This window comes from Lyngbya aestuarii BL J (assembly GCF_000478195.2).
In the GTDB taxonomy this organism is placed as follows: Bacteria; Cyanobacteriota; Cyanobacteriia; order Cyanobacteriales; family Microcoleaceae; genus Capilliphycus; species Capilliphycus aestuarii.
In genome coordinates this window covers 1-20308 of the sequence record NZ_AUZM01000092.1, presented here as the reverse complement: position 1 = coordinate 20308, position 20308 = coordinate 1, and the positions used below count along the sequence as shown (strand labels likewise).

The 20308-nt window shown below is 41.5% G+C and carries 17 protein-coding genes; 10 read left to right on the top strand and 7 right to left on the bottom strand.

The window, feature by feature from the left end; genetic code table 11:
- From M595_RS24395 to M595_RS24360, 8 genes are all read left to right on the top strand, one after another.
- Positions 1-570, top strand: a 570-nt coding sequence (locus M595_RS24395; RefSeq protein WP_023069200.1) for an RNA-guided endonuclease InsQ/TnpB family protein, incomplete at its 5' end; no start/stop codon positions are given.
- A gap of 202 nt (positions 571-772) precedes the next feature.
- On the top strand, positions 773-2362 hold the full coding sequence (locus M595_RS24390; RefSeq protein ID WP_238987135.1) for a hypothetical protein: 1590 nt from the start codon (positions 773-775) through the stop codon (positions 2360-2362).
- 90 nt (positions 2363-2452) lie between these two features.
- Complete coding sequence (locus tag M595_RS24385; protein WP_023069216.1) at positions 2453-3274, top strand: ion transporter; 822 nt, start codon at positions 2453-2455, stop codon at positions 3272-3274.
- Positions 3275-3492: 218 nt separating this feature from the next.
- Positions 3493-7425: a PAS domain-containing sensor histidine kinase gene (locus M595_RS24380; RefSeq protein ID WP_023069199.1), complete on the top strand. Its 3933-nt coding sequence runs from the start codon at positions 3493-3495 to the stop codon at positions 7423-7425.
- A gap of 72 nt (positions 7426-7497) precedes the next feature.
- Positions 7498-8226, top strand: a complete 729-nt coding sequence (locus M595_RS24375; RefSeq protein WP_023069201.1) for a Crp/Fnr family transcriptional regulator — start codon at positions 7498-7500, stop codon at positions 8224-8226.
- A gap of 253 nt (positions 8227-8479) precedes the next feature.
- Complete coding sequence (locus M595_RS24370; RefSeq protein WP_040484613.1) at positions 8480-8932, top strand: response regulator; 453 nt, start codon at positions 8480-8482, stop codon at positions 8930-8932.
- 97 nt (positions 8933-9029) lie between these two features.
- A complete protein-coding gene (locus M595_RS24365) occupies positions 9030-10541 on the top strand; it encodes a sensor histidine kinase (protein WP_040484612.1) in 1512 nt (503 codons plus the stop codon).
- Positions 10542-10747: 206 nt separating this feature from the next.
- Positions 10748-12697: a response regulator gene (locus tag M595_RS24360; RefSeq protein WP_023069208.1), complete on the top strand. Its 1950-nt coding sequence runs from the start codon at positions 10748-10750 to the stop codon at positions 12695-12697.
- A gap of 158 nt (positions 12698-12855) precedes the next feature.
- Here the strand turns inward: M595_RS24360 and M595_RS24355 are convergent, their stop codons facing one another.
- The 3 genes from M595_RS24355 to hisE form a co-directional block, all read right to left on the bottom strand.
- Positions 12856-13401, bottom strand: a complete 546-nt coding sequence (locus M595_RS24355; RefSeq protein ID WP_023069207.1) for an ATP-binding protein — start codon at positions 13399-13401, stop codon at positions 12856-12858.
- A 109-nt stretch (positions 13402-13510) separates the two neighbouring features.
- Positions 13511-13780: a hypothetical protein gene (locus M595_RS24350; RefSeq protein ID WP_023069205.1), complete on the bottom strand. Its 270-nt coding sequence runs from the start codon at positions 13778-13780 to the stop codon at positions 13511-13513.
- 97 nt (positions 13781-13877) lie between these two features.
- Positions 13878-14477: a phosphoribosyl-ATP diphosphatase gene (gene hisE / locus M595_RS24345; RefSeq protein WP_023069204.1), complete on the bottom strand. Its 600-nt coding sequence runs from the start codon at positions 14475-14477 to the stop codon at positions 13878-13880.
- 197 nt (positions 14478-14674) lie between these two features.
- Here hisE and hemL point away from each other — a divergent pair, with 197 nt between their 5' ends.
- Positions 14675-15973: a glutamate-1-semialdehyde 2,1-aminomutase gene (gene hemL / locus M595_RS24340; RefSeq protein ID WP_023069212.1), complete on the top strand. Its 1299-nt coding sequence runs from the start codon at positions 14675-14677 to the stop codon at positions 15971-15973.
- A gap of 80 nt (positions 15974-16053) precedes the next feature.
- The gene (locus M595_RS24335; RefSeq protein ID WP_023069214.1) at positions 16054-16776 is read left to right on the top strand and encodes a hypothetical protein; all 723 of its coding nucleotides are present in this window, start codon (positions 16054-16056) and stop codon (positions 16774-16776) included.
- 60 nt (positions 16777-16836) lie between these two features.
- Here M595_RS24335 and M595_RS24330 read toward each other — a convergent pair whose 3' ends face one another.
- The 4 genes from M595_RS24330 to M595_RS24315 form a co-directional block, all read right to left on the bottom strand.
- The gene (locus tag M595_RS24330; protein WP_023069202.1) at positions 16837-17328 is read right to left on the bottom strand and encodes a YajQ family cyclic di-GMP-binding protein; all 492 of its coding nucleotides are present in this window, start codon (positions 17326-17328) and stop codon (positions 16837-16839) included.
- A 94-nt stretch (positions 17329-17422) separates the two neighbouring features.
- Positions 17423-17842: an MAPEG family protein gene (locus tag M595_RS24325; RefSeq protein ID WP_203419139.1), complete on the bottom strand. Its 420-nt coding sequence runs from the start codon at positions 17840-17842 to the stop codon at positions 17423-17425.
- Between the two features lie 28 nt (positions 17843-17870).
- Complete coding sequence (locus M595_RS24320) at positions 17871-18374, bottom strand: DNA-processing protein DprA (RefSeq protein ID WP_009782784.1); 504 nt, start codon at positions 18372-18374, stop codon at positions 17871-17873.
- 102 nt (positions 18375-18476) lie between these two features.
- Positions 18477-20308 (bottom strand): GumC family protein (locus M595_RS24315; RefSeq protein WP_023069215.1); only part of this gene is annotated, 1832 nt, incomplete at its 5' end.

The following is a 20308-nucleotide window of genomic DNA, read 5'->3' as shown; positions in this document are numbered from 1 at the left end:
TTACTGCAACGCAGACTTTCTAGAAAACAGAAAAGGTCTAAAAATTACGAGAAACAACGCCTTAAAGTTGCTCGTCTTCACCACCAAATCGACAACACGAGGAAAGACTTTCATTACAAACAAGCTCATGCGCTTTGTGACGCGGGTGATATGGTCTTCATGGAAGATTTAGACTACCGAATAATGGCTAAAGGTCTGTTCAAGAAACATACTCTTGATGCTGCATTTGGACAGTTTAGAACTATCGTCAAATATGTTTGTTGGAAACGTGGAAAGTTCTTTGCCCAAGTTGATGCAAGGGGAACTTCCCAAGAGTGTCCTGAATGTGGTGGTGAAGTTAAAAAAGACCTGAGTGTGAGAATCCATGATTGTCCTCGTTGTGGATACAAAACAGACCGCGATGTAGCAGCGGGTCAAAACATTAGAAACCGAGGAATTAAGCTAATTAGTACCGTTGGACAGACGGGAAAGGAAACTGCCTGTGCAGACGTTCTACCGGGGGCTGTTAAAAATCAGTCTAGGCAAGTGTCGAAATCCCGTAAGGGGAAAACCAGGAAAACCAAGCCGTGAGGTGAGGATCGCCTACTCTGTAATCTTCGATTCAGTGTAGGAGGATGTCACTGCAATAAATTGTTCCTTAACTATACAGTACAGTAATTAGAGGGTTAAACACCAAAAAATTTGACATCTAAAACCCCGGACAATAGGCGGAGATCTGATGATGAACAACAAGTTTCAGCGAAGAAACCGAACACGGAAAACCCCCCCTCAAATGGTAAGAATCCTGCAACAATTGGGATGGCTAAATCCAAAGCCCAGAAATCGTCAAACCTCTGCGGAATCGACGAAGCAGCCTTTTCAGTCTCAACGTCGTCGGCAAAGATTACCCCCCTCTACAAACACGATTCTCTCGGGAGTGTGGCAAAAGTGGATGGCCGATGGTGTTGCTTTTGTGCTGTTATTGGGAGGCTCAACGTTACTCGCAGGGGGTGCGTGGTTCAGCTACAAGTTGATTTTAGATCCCGATGTGGGGATTTGGCTGAATCAATTCTTACCCGCTTGGACTCAAATTCCTCTACAACGCCATGAGGCGATCAAAACCCTGAATGAAGTGCGGGTTAGTCTCGAAGAACAAGGACTGACCATTGGAGAAAGCTTATCTTTATCCCGATCTGATTCTCCAGCAGCCTCATCTTCTTTGTTTGAGAATAATCGCTATTTAAACCTGATCAAACCGTTTCTTTTACCTACTGATCAATTAGTTCAACACTCCCCAGATTTGTTGGTTCCGGTGGTAAAACAACGTGAATCTTCTCAAGCTTACCCTTGTTCTGCTGTCTGTCAGGAAATTGTCGAACTGCGAGTGTATAAAGCGGTTCAAATGCCCTACCAACGTCCTGGAAGTGAGCAGTATTATCGCCTTGTTCATCAACTCGATGCCAACGGGCCGGCTGAATCTTTTGTGTTGACTTCACTGATTAGTAATCGAACAAACCAACAAGGATCTAATAAACCGGTTCCACTCTCCCAAATTCGTCAATTTAGCGGCAAAGTTCCGAGCTTTGGGGTGTGGTTTAGTATGAAGGGTGAACGAATTATTGGAACGAAGAAAGTCCCTTATGGTAAGGTAATTCATTACAATCCAGCTTATTATTATCTTAGTACCATGTTGGAGTGGAAAAGTTCGGCTGGACAGCAACCGATTTGGGAACAAGTTACCGGAAATAGTGAACCGGAGTTACTGGTTGAAGATACGATTGGACTCGAACCTCAATTTAATATTTATCAAGTTAAACCTCGTCAGTTTGTTCCCAATCCAATTCAGCTTGCAGATATTTCTTTAGATGAACAAGTCATTGATAATTATGCTTATCGTAAGGCGTTAAGACTGGCTCGCAGTGGGCTATGGTCGGCTGCTTTAGAGTTAATGGAACCTTTGAAAAAAGAGGTTGATAAAAACGGTTATGATGCCAATAAATGGCCGGCTTTGGCTCAAGCTCAATTAGATTTAATTCAGTTTCATGCTAATATTACAGATGCTCAAGCGGGTGCAGCCTGGGCGAGTCCGACTCAAAAAGTTCTCGCGAGTTTAATTGATGGTCGGTGGACAGAAGCGTTGGATGTGGTTCAAAATGAACGGGTGAATTCTGATGAGATTAATACCCTTTTACAAGCCGATGATGGACGTTTGAAAGTTCGGATTCAAGCGGCTTTGGCTGAGAGTCCAGAAGAAAAGGATTTACAAGCCTGGGGAGCTTTAATTGTGGCGGCTCAGGAGGGACGAAATCAAGCGATTACTTGGTTAGATGAACAGTCTGCTACCAGTGATAATAGGATTCGTATTCAAGAGTTGTTAGACTAGAAGGAATCTCAGAGTTCAGGAGTTGAGAAAACGGGTGACTGTAAAGACTCCTGATATTATTTTATTGACAATTTGTTGATGATTGAATGAATGGATAAAGAAGGGGAAGTCGAAGGGCTAAAGTTAACTCGCAAGCGAATTGCGTTTTATTTTGATGATTTAGAAACTCCACTGGGTCGAGTTGTTAGTTTCAGTATCACGGGTTTAATTCTACTCTCGTCTGTAATTTTTGTGGTTCAAACTTATCCAATTTCATCTCAATTTCGAGATATATTAGAAGAAATAGATCGGGTTATTGTTATTGTTTTTGCCTGTGAATATGTGATTCGATTCTGGGTTGCAGAACACAAGATAAAATTCTTTTTCAATCCCTTTTCTTTGATTGATCTCGTAGCAATTTTACCTTATTTCTTAGGAATTTTCAATGTTAGTTTTTTGCGGATTCTGCGTTGGTTTAGAATTTTGCGGTTGATTCGATTTATTGATGTGAAAATTTATATTTTTCGTCTACAAACAGAAGATGGAATTATTTTTGCTCGAATTCTCTTTACCTTACTGACGATTATTTTTATATTTTCAGGTCTAATTTATCAAGTCGAAAGTCCGGTAAATCCCGAAATCTTTGGAACCTTTTTAGATGCGGTTTATTTTTCAGTCGTCACGATGACAACAGTCGGATATGGGGATGTCGTTCCTTTCTCTGAACCCGGTCGATTTTTAACGATTTTGATGATTTTAACTGGAATTGCTTTAATACCGTGGCAAATTGGAGATTTAATCAAACAAATAGTCAAAACCGCAAACAAAGTCGAAACCACTTGTCCGGGTTGTGGGTGGAGTAGTCATGATCCCGATGCCCTGTATTGTAAGCGATGCAGTACCCTTCTCAATACTCATCGTTCTTCTGGCTGATGAACTTTTGTTGATTTCGGTCAGGCTTTCTTCAGAAGTCGCTCTGTCAGACATTTTTTTGATCTCCCTATCTCCTAACCTCCCCGAATTCACCCCCGATCAAGTTCAACCTAAAGAATGATATTAGTCAACAATCAGCTAAAAATCAGTCAGTGAACAGACAAAAAGACAATTCCTTGACATCATAAAAGGTAAGTTACCTAAATCCAGATTAAACAATGACTGCTCATGCTCCCAACCTAGAAACATCCAACTCTCGAAAATTATTACAATTGCTGCGATCGCTTTCGCTGTATAGTAGCCTGATTGTTTTAATCACGGGGTGTGTTGTACTCATGGGCTGGGCGTTAGATATCGACATCCTGACCAGCATCCTACCGGAACGGATAACAATGAAGCCCAATACAGCCCTGGGATTTATTGTTAGCGGTACTGTTTTGGGATTATGGCACCGTCAACAGAGTTTGAGCAATCCCAAATTGCAGCGAATATTAACATTTTTAATTAATATTGGTTCGGTTTTAATTATCGTCGAGGGTTTAATCACGCTGATCGAGTATCGCTTTAACCTTGATTTTCAGATCGATGAACTTTTATTTCCCGCCTCACCAGATGCAGTCGATGCCATCGTCAAAGGTCGTATGGCTCCCAATACTGCGGTTAACTTTATATTATCAGGATCAGCTTTAACCCTACTGGCGGGTCGTCGTTGGTATCCCGCCCAACTGTTGAGTCTATTTATGTTTTTGATCGCGTTGCTGGGCTTGACAGGACACCTCTACGCGATCAATCCACTTTATAGTGTGGGTTCACCCACAGGTATGGCAATCCATACCTCGATTTGCTTTATGCTCGTGTCTTTGGGGATTTTGTTCGCCTGTGCTGACCTAGGCTGGATGCAGGAAGTGACGAGCAGCGATGCTGGGGGTATCATGGCTCGACGTTTAATCCCCCTATTGACGATATTGCCGTTAATGATCGGCTTATTTGTCCTTGTCCTCTATCAAACCTTTCAACTTACACCCGAATCTGTTTTTGCCCTGCGGAGTATATTGGGTATTGTCATCTTTGTGGCGATTGTCTGGCGCAATGCCAAAACCCTCAACCGCATTGATAGTCATCGCCAACAGATTCAAAAGCATCTAATTAATAGTGAACATCGCTTTCGGGCAATTTTTGATCAAACTTATCAATTTATTGGCTTATTGCAACCCGACGGGATTTTAATCGAAGCCAATCAAACCGCCCTGGAATTTGGGGGCTTAAGCCCGACAGACGTGATCGGTAAACCCGTCTGGGAAACCAACTGGTGGAGTACATCAACCCAAGCCCAAGAGCAGTTAAAACAAGCTGTCGCTACCGCAGCTTCGGGGGAATTTATTCGCTATGAGGTGGAAGTACAGGGTGCTGGAAACACCGTTGCGACGATTGATTTTTCGATTAAGCCCCTCCGAGATCAACAGGGAAACGTTTCACTTTTGATTCCAGAAGGGCGAGATATTACCCCTCTTAAACAAAAAGAAAAGAAACTGCAAAAACTCAACCGCCAACTTCAAGAGGTTAATACTCTGTTGCGACGTCGAGAAGAAGAATTTAGAGCATTAGCGGAAAACATACCCGATACTATCACTCGCCACGATCGCGCCTATCGCTATCTTTATACAAATCCAGCCTATACAAAACAATCGGGCATTCCCTCAACGGTTTATCGGGGCAAAACTCCACGAGAGTTAGCGTATCGCGAGGGCATTACTCAGATGTGGGAAACTTCTCTAGAAACAGTTTTTCAGACGGGGCAGATGAAAATTGATGAATTTGAAGTTATTAATAATAAAAATGAAGTCAAAATTTATCAGACTTTAGTTATACCCGAATTTGCACCGGATAGTTCTGTGCAATCGGTCTTAACAATTTCTCGCGATATTACCCAACTGCGACAAACTGAACACCAACTGCGACAACTCAATCAACACTTGGAAAGTCAGGTACAAAACCGCACCGCAGAACTGGCTGCAACAAATGCTCTGTTACGAGAAGAAGTTGATCGCCGCCAAACTATTCAACGGGAATTAGTGGAGCAAAAACAGCTTTTAGAAAGTTTCTTTGAAGGTTCGACGGTGGGGATGTTTCTACTTGACCAACAACTGCGGTTTATACAACTCAATCAAGCGATCGCTGAGATAAATGGAGTTTCAGTCGAAGCCAGTTTAGGTTTTACTGCTGATGAGATTATACCCAATCTTGCCCCCCAACTCAATCCGATTTATCAACAGGTTTTAGAAACCAATGAACCCCTTTTTAATGTTGAAATTTCTGGAGAAACTCCTAAGAATCCGGGTGTAACTCGCTATTGGCAAGGGTCTTATTTTCCACTTTTGAGAGAAGATGATCAAATTATGGCAATCGGCGCCGTGATTGTTGAAATTAGCACTCGCAAACAAGCAGAAATAGCTTTACAGGCGAGTGAACACCGATTCCGACAAGCTGTAGTTGAAGCCCCTTTTCCGATTATCATTCATGCGGAAGATGGCAAAATTCTTCAAATCAGTAATACTATTACACAAATCACCGGTTATACAGCCCAAGAAATTCCCACAATTGAGGATTGGACAGAGCGAGCCTATGGCGAACGTCAGAATGTTGTTTTAGAGAGAATTAATCAACTCTATACGCTCAATCATCGAGTTGATGAGGGAGAATTTGAAGTTAGAACGAAAGACAAAACCACTCGGATTTGGGACTTTAGCTCCGCTCCTTTGGGTCAGGTTTGGGATCACAGACGATTGGTTATATCAATGGCGACAGATATTACAGAACGTAAACAGGCTGAAGTCGCTCTGGCGACTCGCCTCAGACAACAGGCGCTCATCACTCAACTGGGTCAGGTGGCGTTGTCAGGATGCTCGTTAGAAATACTTTTTGATCAAACGACTCAACGGGTTGCCGAGAGTTTGGGGGTTGAATATTGTAAGGTACTAGAGTTGTTACCTGGGGGTGAACGCTTACTATTACGCTCAGGAGTGGGATGGCATGAGGGCTTAGTGGGTAAAGCGATTCTGGGAACGGATCACGATTCTCAGGCGGGTTTTACATTGCGAGTCCATGAACCTGTGGTCGTAGAAGATCTGACGACAGAATCCCGTTTTAGTGGCCCGTCTTTGTTACGGGAACATCGAGTCATTAGTGGGATGAGTACCATTATTGAGGGGAGAGATTCTGATCAGCCTTTTGGGATTTTAGGGATTCATTCGACTCAGAGACAGGATTTTACCCCCGATGATGTTAACTTTCTCCAAGCGATCGCCAATCTGTTAGCTGAAGCAATTACCCGCAAGCAAACTGAAGAAGAAATCTACGAACTCAACAAAACGCTCGAACAACGAGTTCAAGAACGAACCCAACAGTTGCAAGATGTTAACCAAGAGATGGAAGCTTTTTCCTACTCCGTTGCTCACGATCTACGCGCTCCTTTGCGGGCGATTCAGGGCTTTTCTCAGGTTCTGATCGAAGACTACGGCAATCAACTCGATGAGTTGGGACAAGAATATATTAACCGCATGGGTGCTTCTGCTGAACGCCTCGATCAACTGATTCAGGATTTATTGGCTTATAGTCGTTTGGGACGAACCGAAATTAAGTTACAAAATGTCAGTTTGGCGGTTGTCCTAGAAGCTGTTCTCAATGAACTTAAACCGGACTTAGAAACGAAGCAAGCCCAGATTTTTATTGATCCCTCTCTACCCATTGTCTTAGCACAACGTAATGTTTTAAAGCAAGTGATCGCTAATCTCCTGTCTAATGCGATTAAATTTGTTGAACCGGGTGTTTTACCGATTGTCTCGATTAAGGCTGAAAAACAACAGGTTAATCCTGTTGAGATCAAGACTCATCCCTCAGAGACTCAGTGGGTACGACTGTGGATCGAGGATAACGGAATTGGGATCTCACCTCAACATCAAAAGAAAATTTTTGAGGCGTTTGAGCGATTACACGGGATTGAATCCTATGCGGGGACAGGAATTGGATTGGCGATTGTTAAGCGGGGGGTTGAACGAATGGGTGGACGGTTTGGTGTAAAATCAGATCTCGGTCACGGCAGTCGATTTTGGATTGAACTGATTTGTGCCGAGTCTGTTGAGATCTCTAGATAAGGAGCAGTCGTAGGATATTTTCACTGATTAATAACGACAATACTTGGTTCAAAATCTAAAAGTAGGGTGATCATGGATATCTCGATCAGTCGTAGTTCTGCTTTAGGGAACCGTCTTCTCGCTGCATTACCAAATGCAGATTTTCAACGAATTGCTCCCGATTTAATCGAAGTTTCCCTTTCTTTAGGACAAATCCTCCATGAACCCCAGGAAAAAATAGAAACGGTTTATTTCCCAACCGAAGCGATGATTTCTCTGGTTTCGGTTATGGAAGATGGTTCTACCGTTGAGGTGGGGATGGTGGGAAATGATGGGATGCTGGGTTATCCTGTTTATTTGGGCGGAGTTCAGAGTCATACTCGTGCTATTGTCCAGAGTCCAGGAAAAGCTCTGCAAATGAATGCGATTCTCCTGAAAAATGAATTTGATCGGGGTGGTTTTTTCCAGCGATTACTGCTACTTTATACTCAGGTGTTTCTCGCTCAGGTTACTCAAACAGCCGCCTGTAACCGTTTTCATCCGACTGAAGAACGACTCGCTCGCTGGCTATTGCAGTCTCAAGACTTTACGGGTTCTGAGCAGTTGCATCTGACTCAAGATTTTCTGTCTAGTATGCTCGGTGTTCGTCGGGCTAGCGTGACGGTGGCAGCCGGAACTTTACAGCAAGCGGGGATGATTGAGTATAATCGGGGTAAAATCACGATTTTGGATCGAACCGCTTTAGAAGGCGCGACTTGTGAATGTTATGAAATTGTCCGACGAGAATATAATCGTTTATTCAATTTTGTAGAAAGTCTTTAGAAAGTGATGACCACGAATGTCGTTTTAGAGGACTATTTTTTGAGTTAATTTGATTTAGACTTGGCTCGGTACGGTAGCGTACATATGTTTGCATAGAAATATGGGATACTATAAATAACCTCTGATGCCTTAATTCATCAATAGCTAAAGTTATCCTGTACTTAGTGAATCAGCTTGTTATCTAAACTTAATTAGTGAACAACTATTGCCCGAAAAAGTTAGCTCTAAAAATAAATATTTGGAATAGACTGCAATGATGGATTTTAATGATTACGGTATACTTTTAGTAGAAGATGACTCTAATGATATCCTTTTTGTCCAACGAGCTTTTCGTCAAGCTAATCTAAACAATCCTATCCGTATTGTCAAAGATGGTGATCAGGCAGTTTGTTATCTCAATGGAGACAACGAATATTCCAATCGTGATGTCTATCCTTTACCTGCTTTGATTCTGCTGGACTTGAAGTTGCCTCGTCGTTCTGGATTGGAAGTGTTAGAATGGATCAGAACACAAAAGCATTTGAGACGCATTCCCATTGTGGTTTTAACGTCTTCTAAAGAAAGTATTGATGTTGACAAAGCTTATGATATTGGTGTGAATTCTTATCTCGTTAAACCGGTAAAATTTGAGTCTTTAGCGAATATGATAGAAGTCATAGATGCTTATTGGCTAAAATTAAATCAATATCCTTCATTGACAAGTTAAAATCACTCAATATATGAATGTAGAATTCTGTTGATTGAGTCGTCTTGATTTTAATTTTTGTCCTAAAATGTAAAAGTTATCTTGCTCGAATTCAAAAATGACTGCGGAGCCATTGCTGAAAAGAATTTTGTTGGTTGATGATAGCCCGGATGATCGTCTGCTGGCGATTAGAGAAATCCGCCGACAGTTTCCCGATGTTGATATCCATGAAGTTCCCACTTTGGATAAGTTTTACGAAGCCTTAGAAGCTGATAAATTTGATTTTGTAGTTACAGACTATGAGCTAAACTGGACAACAGGATTGGATATTTTACGGGCGGTTAAAGAGCATGATCCCGAACGTCCAATTGTGATGTTTACCAATTCCGGGACGCAAGAAATCGCCGTAGAAGCGATGAAATCGGGTTTAGATGACTATGTGTTGAAATCTCCCAAACACTTTATTCGGCTGTCTCAAGCGATTCGTACAGTTTGGGAAAATGCCCTAGCTCGTCAGAGAGCAGATCAACTCGAACTTCGTCTAAAATTTTTATTGAATGAGTTAAATGTTGGAGTCTTTCGAGCAACAGTAGACGGGAAACTCTTGGAAGCTTCTGATGGTTTTCAGAAGCTTTTAGGATTAAGTTCTTTTGAGGAATCTCAACAGTTTTTTCAAGAGAAAATAGCGACTAATTTCCCAAAAGATTACCACCTAAAAGAAAAATGGGAATGGCAAACTGAATTGATTTTTCCTCAACAAAAGAAAATGTGGGTCAGAATTAGTGAAACTATTGTTAGAAACAATGGAAAAATAGTGATCGATGGATTGATTGATGACATAACCGAACAAAAACAATACTCTGCTCAAATCAAAGAACTTAACAGAACCTTAGAAAAGCGAGTTAAAGAACGAACCACTCGTTTAGAAAATGTCAACAAAGAGTTAGAAACGTTTGCTTTTTCTGTGTCTCATGATTTGCGATCGCCAATTCGTCAGATTGATGGCTTTGTGAGTTTACTAAAACAACAACTAGCCGAGATTACCACAGATGAAACCGTTCTGCATTACTTAGATACGATTACAACTTTAACCGAGCGTTCGGGTAAAATGATTGATGATTTATTGCTTTTGTCCCGCACGGGACGGGCAGAAATGCAGTATACTACGGTGGACATGAACCTGTTAGTTGAATCAATCAAACAACAAGTTGAGTTGCGATTAAACAACAGAAAAATCACCTGGAAAATTGATTCATTACCGACGGCAAAAGGGGATCGTAATTTACTTCAACAGGTTTGGCAAAATTTAATTGAAAATGCAGTAAAATATACCAGCCTAAGACAAAAAGCAGAAATAGAAATTGGGAGTATTTCTAATAATCAAGAAAGTGTTTTTTGGGTTAAAGATAATGGGATTGGCTTTGAGATGAACTATGTTAATCAATTATTTGGGATCTTCCAACGACTCGAAAATGCTCAAGAATTTGAGGGAACGGGGATCGGACTTGCGAATACGCGCCGGATTATTCATCGTCATAATGGCCGAGTTTGGGCGGAAGGAAACCTTGATCAAGGTGCGACCTTTTACTTCAGTTTACCTCAAGATATACCCCAGATTTTAAAATATTGATCGATGACTTCAGTCGTTAATTTAAAATTGAATAGAGAATATTGAGCAAGTCTAGAAGCAGCAGATATGCGTTGATTTATACCTTGAGATAGAGACTGTGATTAATAGCTTGTAGTACAATTTTATGATATAAGTTATTTGATCGCTAACTTCCAATGTAAACTTTATATAATCCCTCATTCGTTCAACTTTTATCTCCTACAAAAATGCTACAAATTATCCTATTAGAAGATGATCCCGTTGATAGAGAGTTAATTCAAACTATCTTGATCAATGGTGGTATTGAAGCCGAATTTACTTGTGCTAATCGACGCTCTGAATTTGAGGAGGTTTTGAACGCTAAACTTCCTGATTTAATTTTATCAGACTATGTATTACCCGGTTTTGACGGCATTGCAGCACTAGAAATTGCTCAACAAATTTGTCCTCAAGTTCCGTTTATTATCGTCTCGGGAATGTTGGGAGAAGAACGAGCAATTGAAGCCCTTAAACAAGGAGCGACTGATTATGTTTTAAAACAGCGTTTAGAGCGATTAGTTCCCTCTGCAAAACGAGCGTTAGGAGAAACTCAAGAACGACAAGAACGCCAGCGAGTTGAGGAAGCATTGCGTCAAACCGATGATTTACTCAAAGCCATTGTCAATGCTTCACCCGTGGCGATTATTACCTTGAGTCATGAGAAGAAAGTCATGACCTGGAATATAGCCGCCGAACGGATTTATGGTTGGCAACCTCAAGAAGTTATGGATCAAGTTTTTCCGGTAATTCCTGACCATCAAGAAGAACAGTTTAATCGCTTATTTCAACAAGCTCTAAAAAACAATACACTGAGTAATTATGAATTTCAACATCTTGGAAAAGATAATAACTTAATCGACATTAGTATTTCCTTGGCTCCTCTCCACAACGCAGAAGGAAATGTTTGTGGTGTCGTGATGACTGCTGTTGATATTACAACTCGTAAACGTATTGAAGCTGAACGTTTTAACCTCCTCCAACGAGAACAATCCGCTAGAGCCGAAGCCGAAGCCGCCAACCGGATTAAAGATGAATTTTTAGCTGTTCTTTCCCATGAGTTACGAACCCCTCTCAATTCGATTTTAGGATGGATTACATTAATTCAACGGGGGAAACTCAACAACACCACTCTTGAACAAGCGTTAGAAGTGATCGAACGGAATGCTTCTATACAAACGCAATTAATCGAAGATTTGCTTGATATTTCTCGGATTAGTCGCGGCAAACTCAATTTGAATATTAATTCAGTTAATCTCGTTGAACTGATTCAAACAACAGTTGACACTTTACGCCCCGCAGCAGAGGCGAAATCCATAGCAATAGAACTGGTTATCGATAGTCGTATAAATATTATTTCTGGGGATGGAAATCGACTTCAACAAGTCTTTTGGAACCTATTCTCAAATGCAATTAAATTCACTCAAAAGGAGGGTTCGGTAACAATTCAACTGAATAAAATAGAGGACTCCTACGCTCAAATTAAGGTGAGTGATACCGGGATGGGAATTGATCCAAATTTCATTCCTTATGTATTTGATTATTTTCGTCAAGCGGATGCTTCCACAACGCGATCTCAAGGCGGTTTAGGATTAGGTTTAGCGATTTCTAATCATTTAGTCGAACTGCATGGCGGTACGATTAATGTTGAAAGTGAGGGGAAAGGAAAGGGGAGTATTTTTACCATTATGTTGCCCATTCGGCCGATTCAATTAGATGAAAATCAGACTGATAAACCCATAGATGATCAGTTCAACTTACAAAATCAAAATATCATGGTTGTCGAAGATCAAGCTGATGCCCGAGAATTAATTCGGTTAGTCCTCGAACAACAAGGGGCGAAGGTAAGTGAAGCAAGTTCGGGTCAAGAAGCTTGGGAAATTTTGAAAGAATTTACGCCGGATGTTATCATTAGTGATATTGGAATGCCAGATGAAGATGGATATAGTTTGCTACAAAGAGTGCGTTCTTTACCGAAAGATCAAGGAGGTAACGTTCCGGCTTTGGCGCTTACTGCTTATACAAAAGAAGAAGATAGAGAACAAGCAATCAAGGCGGGATTTCAGATGCACTTAAGCAAACCTCTTGATATTACAGCGTTGCTGAAAGCTGTTTCTAAACTGACGGTCAAGACTCAATAATTTTTAGAGCAATTTATTAAAATTAAAAACGATGAAAGATTCCAAACAAAAGCGAGAAAAAAAACGAGAGATTGATCCAGTAACCGTGGTAGCGATTATTATTGCTATTTTATTTATTCCTCTGTTTGTTGCTGGATTTTTCCCTTAATTTATCTCGTTTAATTTTGTGGACTATTATTAAATTGTGCTTTTAAATCAAAGGGTGGGCCATAATCCCAAATACAAATTTCAAGAGATTCGTGAAAGACAGTGACTTGGAGATGAATGGGAGTGGTGCAAGGGAGATTTTTATGAGCATGATTCACAGCATTGGTAAATCCTTCGGCTAAAGCAATTTGACATTGCCACCAAATCGGTTTAGGAATGGGTTGATCTTCTAACTGTTGATACCAGGCTAAAACATCTTCTAATACGGCTAAATCACTGTTAACTTGTAGTTGAATTTGTTTGATAATTTTCGGGGAGTTTGTTGAGTGTTGGGAGAGAGAAGACCAGCGTTTTTTGAGTTTATTTCCAGGATCTTTTTGGTTTTGAGAAGATGATTCAACATCAGTTGAGTTATAATTTTTAACCAGTTTCAAGCAATTTTGATTATTGTCGGGAGTGCGATTGTAAGTTAACTCATCTGCAAGTGGAAAGAGGATTTTTAGACCCCAACCACTTTCGGGAAGTTCATCAATATTAGACAAATTGAGATTATTCATAATCAGGTGTTAGGAGTGTTACCAGTATTCTAAGGGAACGCTTTACAAACCAGAGTCAAGAATCATAGGGTTTGGAGTTGATGTACTGAATTTTTCTGAGTCATTTCAATTAACACGCGCGAACATTGCGAATGGCAATATCCGGTAATTTTAAAGGAACTGGAGACAATTCTATTTTTTGTACATTTTGCATCGGAATCACTAATAAGCGATCGCCAATTTCCAACATTAACTCTTTCGAGTTCAGAACCCGTTGAATGTGACTGGCTAAGAGAGCTTTTTCCTCTTGGGGAGAATCAAACTCAAAACAATCCGATTCCCCATTAATATAGCGAATCGTCATTCGCACGGTACGAGATTCTGGGATCTCATTGATCATCTCAACATTCCTTGATGCAAGGTTAGCAATTCAACAACAACATAAACAGTTGACAGACCGTCGATCAACACTCCCAACACCGAAAACCCATCAAAAACTATCGACGACGTTCAGCTAACTTCCGGTAAACCTGACGCAGATCGGCTCGATGATAAGCAATAGCAACCAAAGTGTGATAAAACAAATCTGCCACTTCCGAAGCGATCGCCTCAGTATCATTATCCTTGCACGCCATCACCACTTCTGCCGATTCTTCTCCAATTTTTTTCAGAATTTTATTATCTCCCCCGGCCAACAACTTACAGGTGTAAGAATCTTCTTTGGGGTGATCGCGGCGATCGCAAATTACCTCAAAAACCTCTGACAAAAGATTACTCGGGACTTGAGCAAACTCCTGATTTTGTTGTTCTGCAATCGACTCACATTCAACTAAAATTAATAAAGATTGACTAACCGGGTCATATCGCAATCCGGTAATCAGTAGATGGGACCCCAGTTCAACGACAGATCCTTGACAATTATAAACTCGCTGATCTTCCCAAGTCTTTTGTAAAGAGTCTGAACTCATCCAAACAAGGGTTAAGACTCGACCCTCCAAACCGTCTTGGATAATGGCGGGGATCAATCCTTGTTCGTTGTAACGAATTTTATCAATTGGGATCAACTGGCTCAGTGAAAGGGGTTTTGAGGCAGACATAAGTTGAACGAGTGTAACGAAGAACACCTAACCTGTATAAAATATCATTTTGCGGTGCGATCGGGTGGATGTTTCATCTGCGATCAATAGCGCACCCAGAGCGTCGTCTTTTCTTCCTGTGATTTAGGATTATCCTCAAATTTGTAATCGTTGCATTTACAAAACTTGAACACCAGCATTTTAAGGAGATATACACAATGGTAACAACTCCATTGAGAACAACAAAGTCAGAAGAAATTTTTACCGCCGCTAAAAAACTGATGCCGGGGGGCGTTAGTTCTCCGGTACGGGCGTTTAAATCAGTAGGTGGACAACCGATTGTTTTTGATCGCGTACTTGGATCTCATATTTGGGATATCGATAGTAACGAATACATTGACTATGTTGGCACTTGGGGGCCTGCTATTTGTGGTCATGCTCACCCGGAAGTGATTTCCGCTTTAAAAGCCGCCTTAGATAACGGCACCAGTTTTGGGGCGCCTTGCGTCTTAGAAAATGTGTTGGCGGAGATGGTGATCGAAGCCGTTCCCAGCATCGAAATGGTGCGGTTTGTCAACTCAGGAACTGAGGCCTGTATGTCCGTTTTGCGCTTGATGAGAGCCTTTACCGGACGCGATAAAATCATTAAGTTTGAGGGCTGTTATCACGGTCACGCGGATATGTTTTTGGTGAAAGCTGGTTCTGGGGTAGCAACTCTAGGTTTACCGGACTCTCCTGGCGTTCCCAAGTCTGTTACCGGAAACACCCTCACCGCCCCCTACAACGACCTAGAAGCGGTGAAAAAGCTGTTTGCGGAGAATCCGGGTGAAATCGCAGGAATCATCCTAGAACCGATTGTCGGCAACTCTGGTTTTATTGTTCCAGATGCGGGCTTTTTGGAAGGGTTGCGGCTACTGACCCAAGAAAATGACGCTTTGCTGGTGTTTGATGAAGTGATGACAGGATTCCGCATTGCTTACGGTGGCGCTCAAGAACGTTTCGAGGTCACGCCAGACTTAACCACGTTGGGTAAAATTATTGGGGGCGGTTTACCGGTCGGGGCCTATGGCGGACGTCGGGATATTATGGCGATGGTGGCTCCGGCAGGGCCAATGTATCAAGCGGGTACGTTGTCGGGAAATCCGTTAGCGATGACGGCCGGAATTAAAACCCTAGAATTGTTGCAAAAGCCGGGAACCTACGAATATCTTGACAACATTACCAAGAGATTATCCGATGGGTTGCTGCAAATTGCACAAGAAACGGGTCACGAGGTTTGTGGCGGTCAAGTCAGTGGGATGTTTGGGTTATTCTTTACTTCTGGCCCAGTTCATAATTATGAAGATGCCAAGAAGTCGGACTTAACGAAGTTTAGTCGTTTCCATCGGGGAATGCTCGAACATGGGATTTACCTGGCGCCTTCACAGTTTGAGGCGGGGTTTACTTCAATTGCTCACACCGATGCTGACATTGACAAGACGTTAGCGGCGGCGAAAGAAGTGATGTCAAATCTCTAAGCCTTGGAGTGGGGAATCAAAGCCCGGTTTCTTGGAGAAGCCGGGTTTTTGAGGTGTATGAAATCTTTTAAGTCTGAACAATGTTAGGTAAAATTTGGCGATGGCTAAAAAATTGGTTTCAACGATTGTTTCGGGGACGTTCTCAAGCCTCTCAGTCTCCACCCTCTCCCTCGGTTAATCCTCTGAGTGATACTGGTTATGAAGCGTTGTTTTTAAAAGTGTTAGAAGGAGTTGAGCAAGGATGGGAACAGTCTCAAGTGTTAGACTATCTGGGAAACCGCATCAATGACCGATTTTTTAAGTCTTGGTTACAACGGTTTGGACGAAAATTGATGGAGTCTCCTCTACCTCAAAAGGAACTGGCTCAACGAATGATTAAGTTCGGTCAAATCGATTGTGGAGAGATTAGCGAAATTTCGGCGGAATTGGGAGAGATGCTACAACAGAAACCCACTCGTTCTCTGAGTGAAGCAGAATATCAACAGGTATTTCAGCAGGTGTTAGCAGGGGTGAGTTTGGGTTGGGAAGGGGCAGAACTTGAACAGTTTTTTGAGCGGTTGGGCGAACAGGGAAAGCCGGAAATTTGGGTTAATTGGTTGAGAGAATATAAACGCCAAGAACTCGCATTATCTCCGCCCAATTATGAATCTTCTGCGTCGTTATTATTATTGGGAGAAAAAGCGGTTTCTGTTCCTGAATGGCAACCTTTCGGAGAAATTGCGATCGCGATGGGAAATGAATTGTTAGAGAAGCAAGAAAAAGAATCGATTTGGGAATATGACGGGTTAGATCAAGTTGAATAGCGACGGTTTTTTGACCGGATTAATCCTCAGCCGCCGCTACGTTTAACCGCAAGTTGGCGCTTAACGATAATTGGTAAACTGCAATGCGACCGGAAGATCTTCTTGCTTCAAACGTTGAATGATATCCTGCAATTCATCCTTAGATTTAGCAGAAACCCGAACCGCATCACCTTGAATTGAAGGCTGAACCTTTTTAAATTCATCCTTAATCAGTTTGGTAATTTGTTTAGCGATATCTTTCTCAATTCCCCGTTTCAGCTTGATTTCTTGTCGAACCCGATTTCCACTGGCCGATTCAATTTTACCATAGTCAAAGATTTTCAGAGAGAGATTTCGTTTAGAAGCTTTCATTTGCAAAACCGTATTCACAGCATCTAAAGTAAACTCACTGCTGGTACTGACCGTAATCGCATCCTCACCCAATTCAAGAGTTGTATTCGTATCTTTGAGGTCGTAGCGACTGTTAATTTCCCGTGTGGCTTGATCAATGGCATTGACCAATTCTTGACGGTCAAAATCGCTAACAATATCAAAAGATGAAGTTGAAGCCATAACTATCTACTGTTAGTGACAAACAAAAACGTAAGACTTTGAACTCAAACGTTAATCAAGGAGAAGTTCAGAGACATTATATAACCCATTAACTCTATTGATTCACGGTGATTAAACTCAGGATGAATAAAATAGAGATACAAGTTGAGCCGACAGCAAACATGAGGGAACGGGCTAAGGAAATATTAAAAATATAAAACACAGAATAGAGAAGCCGAGCGCAGACAAAAATGATTGCACTGGCGGCGGCTAACTGTGAATCTTGTCCCGTTACATAGGCACACAAGGCGGCGGCTGAAAACAGCATAAACGCCTCAAAAGAGTTTTGGTGCGCCCATGTCGCCCGTTGAGCAAAGGGGGGCAATTTATCAAACATGGCGCGAGGTGCGCTCATCTCATAGCCTACTTGTAATCGACCATAAGCCACTAACAAAAAAGGCAGATAAACTAGCACGAAAGCAACAAAAATTGCATCTACTAGAATTGCCGATGTCGGCAGTTCCAAAATCCCCATTGATCGTATTTCCTCATATATTCAAAGTCTAGTCAAAATAAAACAGCGTCACAATTTTACGTTGATTTTCTGCTTCCTCACAACTGGTTAGCAAGGTATGACTATCGTGAAACGCAAAACAAATTAACTGTTGACATCGAGTAACAATCTCTTGATTGCACAAGGAACTCGCTTCAGCTAGAGAGAGTGTATCCCCTTTAGGATTTTCCACTAAATGGATCACCTGTTCAAGCTGGAGGCGTGACTCTCTGGGCTGACGTTCCATACTTTGAGGTAAAATTACCGTCAACAAATTCGGATCGGCTCGCATTGCTCCTCGGATGGCGGCTGAATTTGTACCTGTAGCACCCGATGTAATGATGTGATTTCCCCCTAACGCTAGCGCATAGCTCATCAGTTCGATGAGGTTCTGATGAGTAAGGGGAACATGACGAGATCCCAGCACAGCGATTCGCTTAGAACCTGTTTGCTGGATAGCTGCGAGTTCTTCTAGAAATTCATCTACTCTAGGCAGATCGATGGATTGACTCAAGGATATTCTTATCGCATAGCAAGACAACCCTGTAGATTGTAGCAAATCAAGTCACAATTTTTCGAGTTTTGTCAAACTAGCTTGAAAGTTGGGACTGGGGTGTTAGCCATTACTCCTCGTTTTTGGGGTGTGAGTCTCTGTCCCCGGTTCGAGATCGGCTTTTGTCCAAGCTTCTTTTTGAGGGGAAGCCGCATAGTAACCTGATAAATTGTGTTGAGGTTTGGCTGAATTGATGACTAAACCTAAAATATTATGTCGAGAAAGTTTGAGAGATTCAAGGGCTTGATTGAGCAAGTTTTTGTCGGTTTTTTTCAGCCGAACGACCATTAATAATCCGTCTGTATGAGGGGCTAAAATCTTACTATCAACGAAATCGTTACAAGGGGGCGTATCATAAATAACCCAGTCATAATTAGAGCAAAAGAGACTCATCAAGCTCCTCATTTTATTAGAAGAAAGTAGTTTGGTGGGATCGGGCGGAATTTGACCTGCGGTTAAGACGAATAAGTTATCCCAAAGCGGGACGGTTTGAATCACTTCATCGGGATCAACATCGGTATTAATGAGGTTACTCAGTCCAAATTCATTGGCTAAATTAAATTGAGTATGAACTTGAGGGAGTCTTAAGTTAGCATCTACTAATAAAACTCGATTCCCCATCGCCGCCGCCGCTTGGGCTAAATGAACAGCAAGGGTTGATTTGCCATCACTTTGAGACGGAGAACTAATCACAAAAGATTTAATCGGTGTATCGGAACTGAGAAAGCCAATATTAGTACAAAGGGTGCGAAAGGCTTCCATAAAAGGCAGAAAGTTGTGACCTAAAACAAAGGGGATAGAAGCTTCGGAAATTCCTCCATTTTCGCCGTTTAGCTGGTTGTTCTGTATTTGCTGTTCGAGAGAGAGTTGTTGCCAAGCTTTGAGTTTTTTGTTGTGAGGAATAACCCCTAATATTGGTAATTTTGTTTTGTCTTTTACATCTTCATCGGAGTAGTATACATTATCTAAACGTTCGAGGAGAAATGCCACTGCTACTCCGGCTGCTAAACCGCCAAAAATACCCGTCATAATTTGATTGATTAAATTGTCCGCAGGCGCACCCGGACGAGCGGGAGGAGATAGAACTTGCCAGGGAACTTCTGTTTGAGCGCCTTCAATTTGTAGAGATTCTCGTTTTTCTAAAAAGCGATTGAGACTGTTGGTTGCAATGGTTAAATCCCGTTGTAAATCAGTATATTGACGGTCTAAAGTCGGCATTTGTTCAAGTTGACGATTGACTTGGGTTTCGGCTTGAGAAATAGCATTTAAACGAACTTGTAATAATAATAGTTCATTGGTGACAGCAGCGACTTGAGAGCCTAAAACTTGTTGAGCTTCTTGACTCAGTAAAGGCATTAAGTTTTGGCGTTGGTTGAGTAGGTTTTTGATTGGAGCGCTGTTAGAACGGTAGCGGGTAGATTCTAAGGCAATTAGGGTTTCAATTTGTCGGATTTGACCGATTAATTGTTGATAGTTTGCCGAAGAATTTAAAACAGCAATTGCTCCTTCATCTTGTTGTAATATTGAGTAGCGGGTTTGAACTTCAACTAATTGTTTTTGAGTTTCAAACTTTTCAGCCGATAAATTTTCAGCTTGAGCGGATAATTTTTGGGCTTGAGTTTGCGGATCGATAAAATTATATTGTTGTCGAAATCGTTCGAGTCTGGCTTGTAAGGTATCCACTCGATTGATTAATTCGGGTAATTGTTCATCTACAAAGAGTAATCCTTGACGGAGATTTGTTTGTTGTTCTTGGAGAGAATATCTTAAATAACCAATTGCTAATTGATCGAGTACAAATTTCACCCGCTCTGGATTAGAGTCTTTATAACGAATATTTAATATTTTTGTTTCTCCTTGTCTAAAAATAGATAATTTACTGATAATCGAACCAT

What these genes read in the sequence shown, in the direction of transcription:
- M595_RS24390 (WP_238987135.1), top strand. Translation starts at nt 773, where the DNA reads ATGGTAAGAATCCTGCAACAATTGGGATGGCTAAATCCAAAGCCCAGA.
- M595_RS24385 (WP_023069216.1), top strand. Translation starts at nt 2,453, where the DNA reads ATGGATAAAGAAGGGGAAGTCGAAGGGCTAAAGTTAACTCGCAAGCGA.
- M595_RS24380 (WP_023069199.1), top strand. Translation starts at nt 3,493, where the DNA reads ATGACTGCTCATGCTCCCAACCTAGAAACATCCAACTCTCGAAAATTA.
- M595_RS24375 (WP_023069201.1), top strand. Translation starts at nt 7,498, where the DNA reads ATGGATATCTCGATCAGTCGTAGTTCTGCTTTAGGGAACCGTCTTCTC.
- M595_RS24370 (WP_040484613.1), top strand. Translation starts at nt 8,480, where the DNA reads ATGATGGATTTTAATGATTACGGTATACTTTTAGTAGAAGATGACTCT.
- M595_RS24365 (WP_040484612.1), top strand. Translation starts at nt 9,030, where the DNA reads ATGACTGCGGAGCCATTGCTGAAAAGAATTTTGTTGGTTGATGATAGC.
- M595_RS24360 (WP_023069208.1), top strand. Translation starts at nt 10,748, where the DNA reads ATGCTACAAATTATCCTATTAGAAGATGATCCCGTTGATAGAGAGTTA.
- M595_RS24355 (WP_023069207.1), bottom strand. Translation starts at nt 13,401, where the DNA reads ATGAATAATCTCAATTTGTCTAATATTGATGAACTTCCCGAAAGTGGT.
- M595_RS24350 (WP_023069205.1), bottom strand. Translation starts at nt 13,780, where the DNA reads ATGATCAATGAGATCCCAGAATCTCGTACCGTGCGAATGACGATTCGC.
- hisE (WP_023069204.1), bottom strand. Translation starts at nt 14,477, where the DNA reads ATGTCTGCCTCAAAACCCCTTTCACTGAGCCAGTTGATCCCAATTGAT.
- hemL (WP_023069212.1), top strand. Translation starts at nt 14,675, where the DNA reads ATGGTAACAACTCCATTGAGAACAACAAAGTCAGAAGAAATTTTTACC.
- M595_RS24335 (WP_023069214.1), top strand. Translation starts at nt 16,054, where the DNA reads ATGTTAGGTAAAATTTGGCGATGGCTAAAAAATTGGTTTCAACGATTG.
- M595_RS24330 (WP_023069202.1), bottom strand. Translation starts at nt 17,328, where the DNA reads ATGGCTTCAACTTCATCTTTTGATATTGTTAGCGATTTTGACCGTCAA.
- M595_RS24325 (WP_203419139.1), bottom strand. Translation starts at nt 17,842, where the DNA reads ATGGGGATTTTGGAACTGCCGACATCGGCAATTCTAGTAGATGCAATT.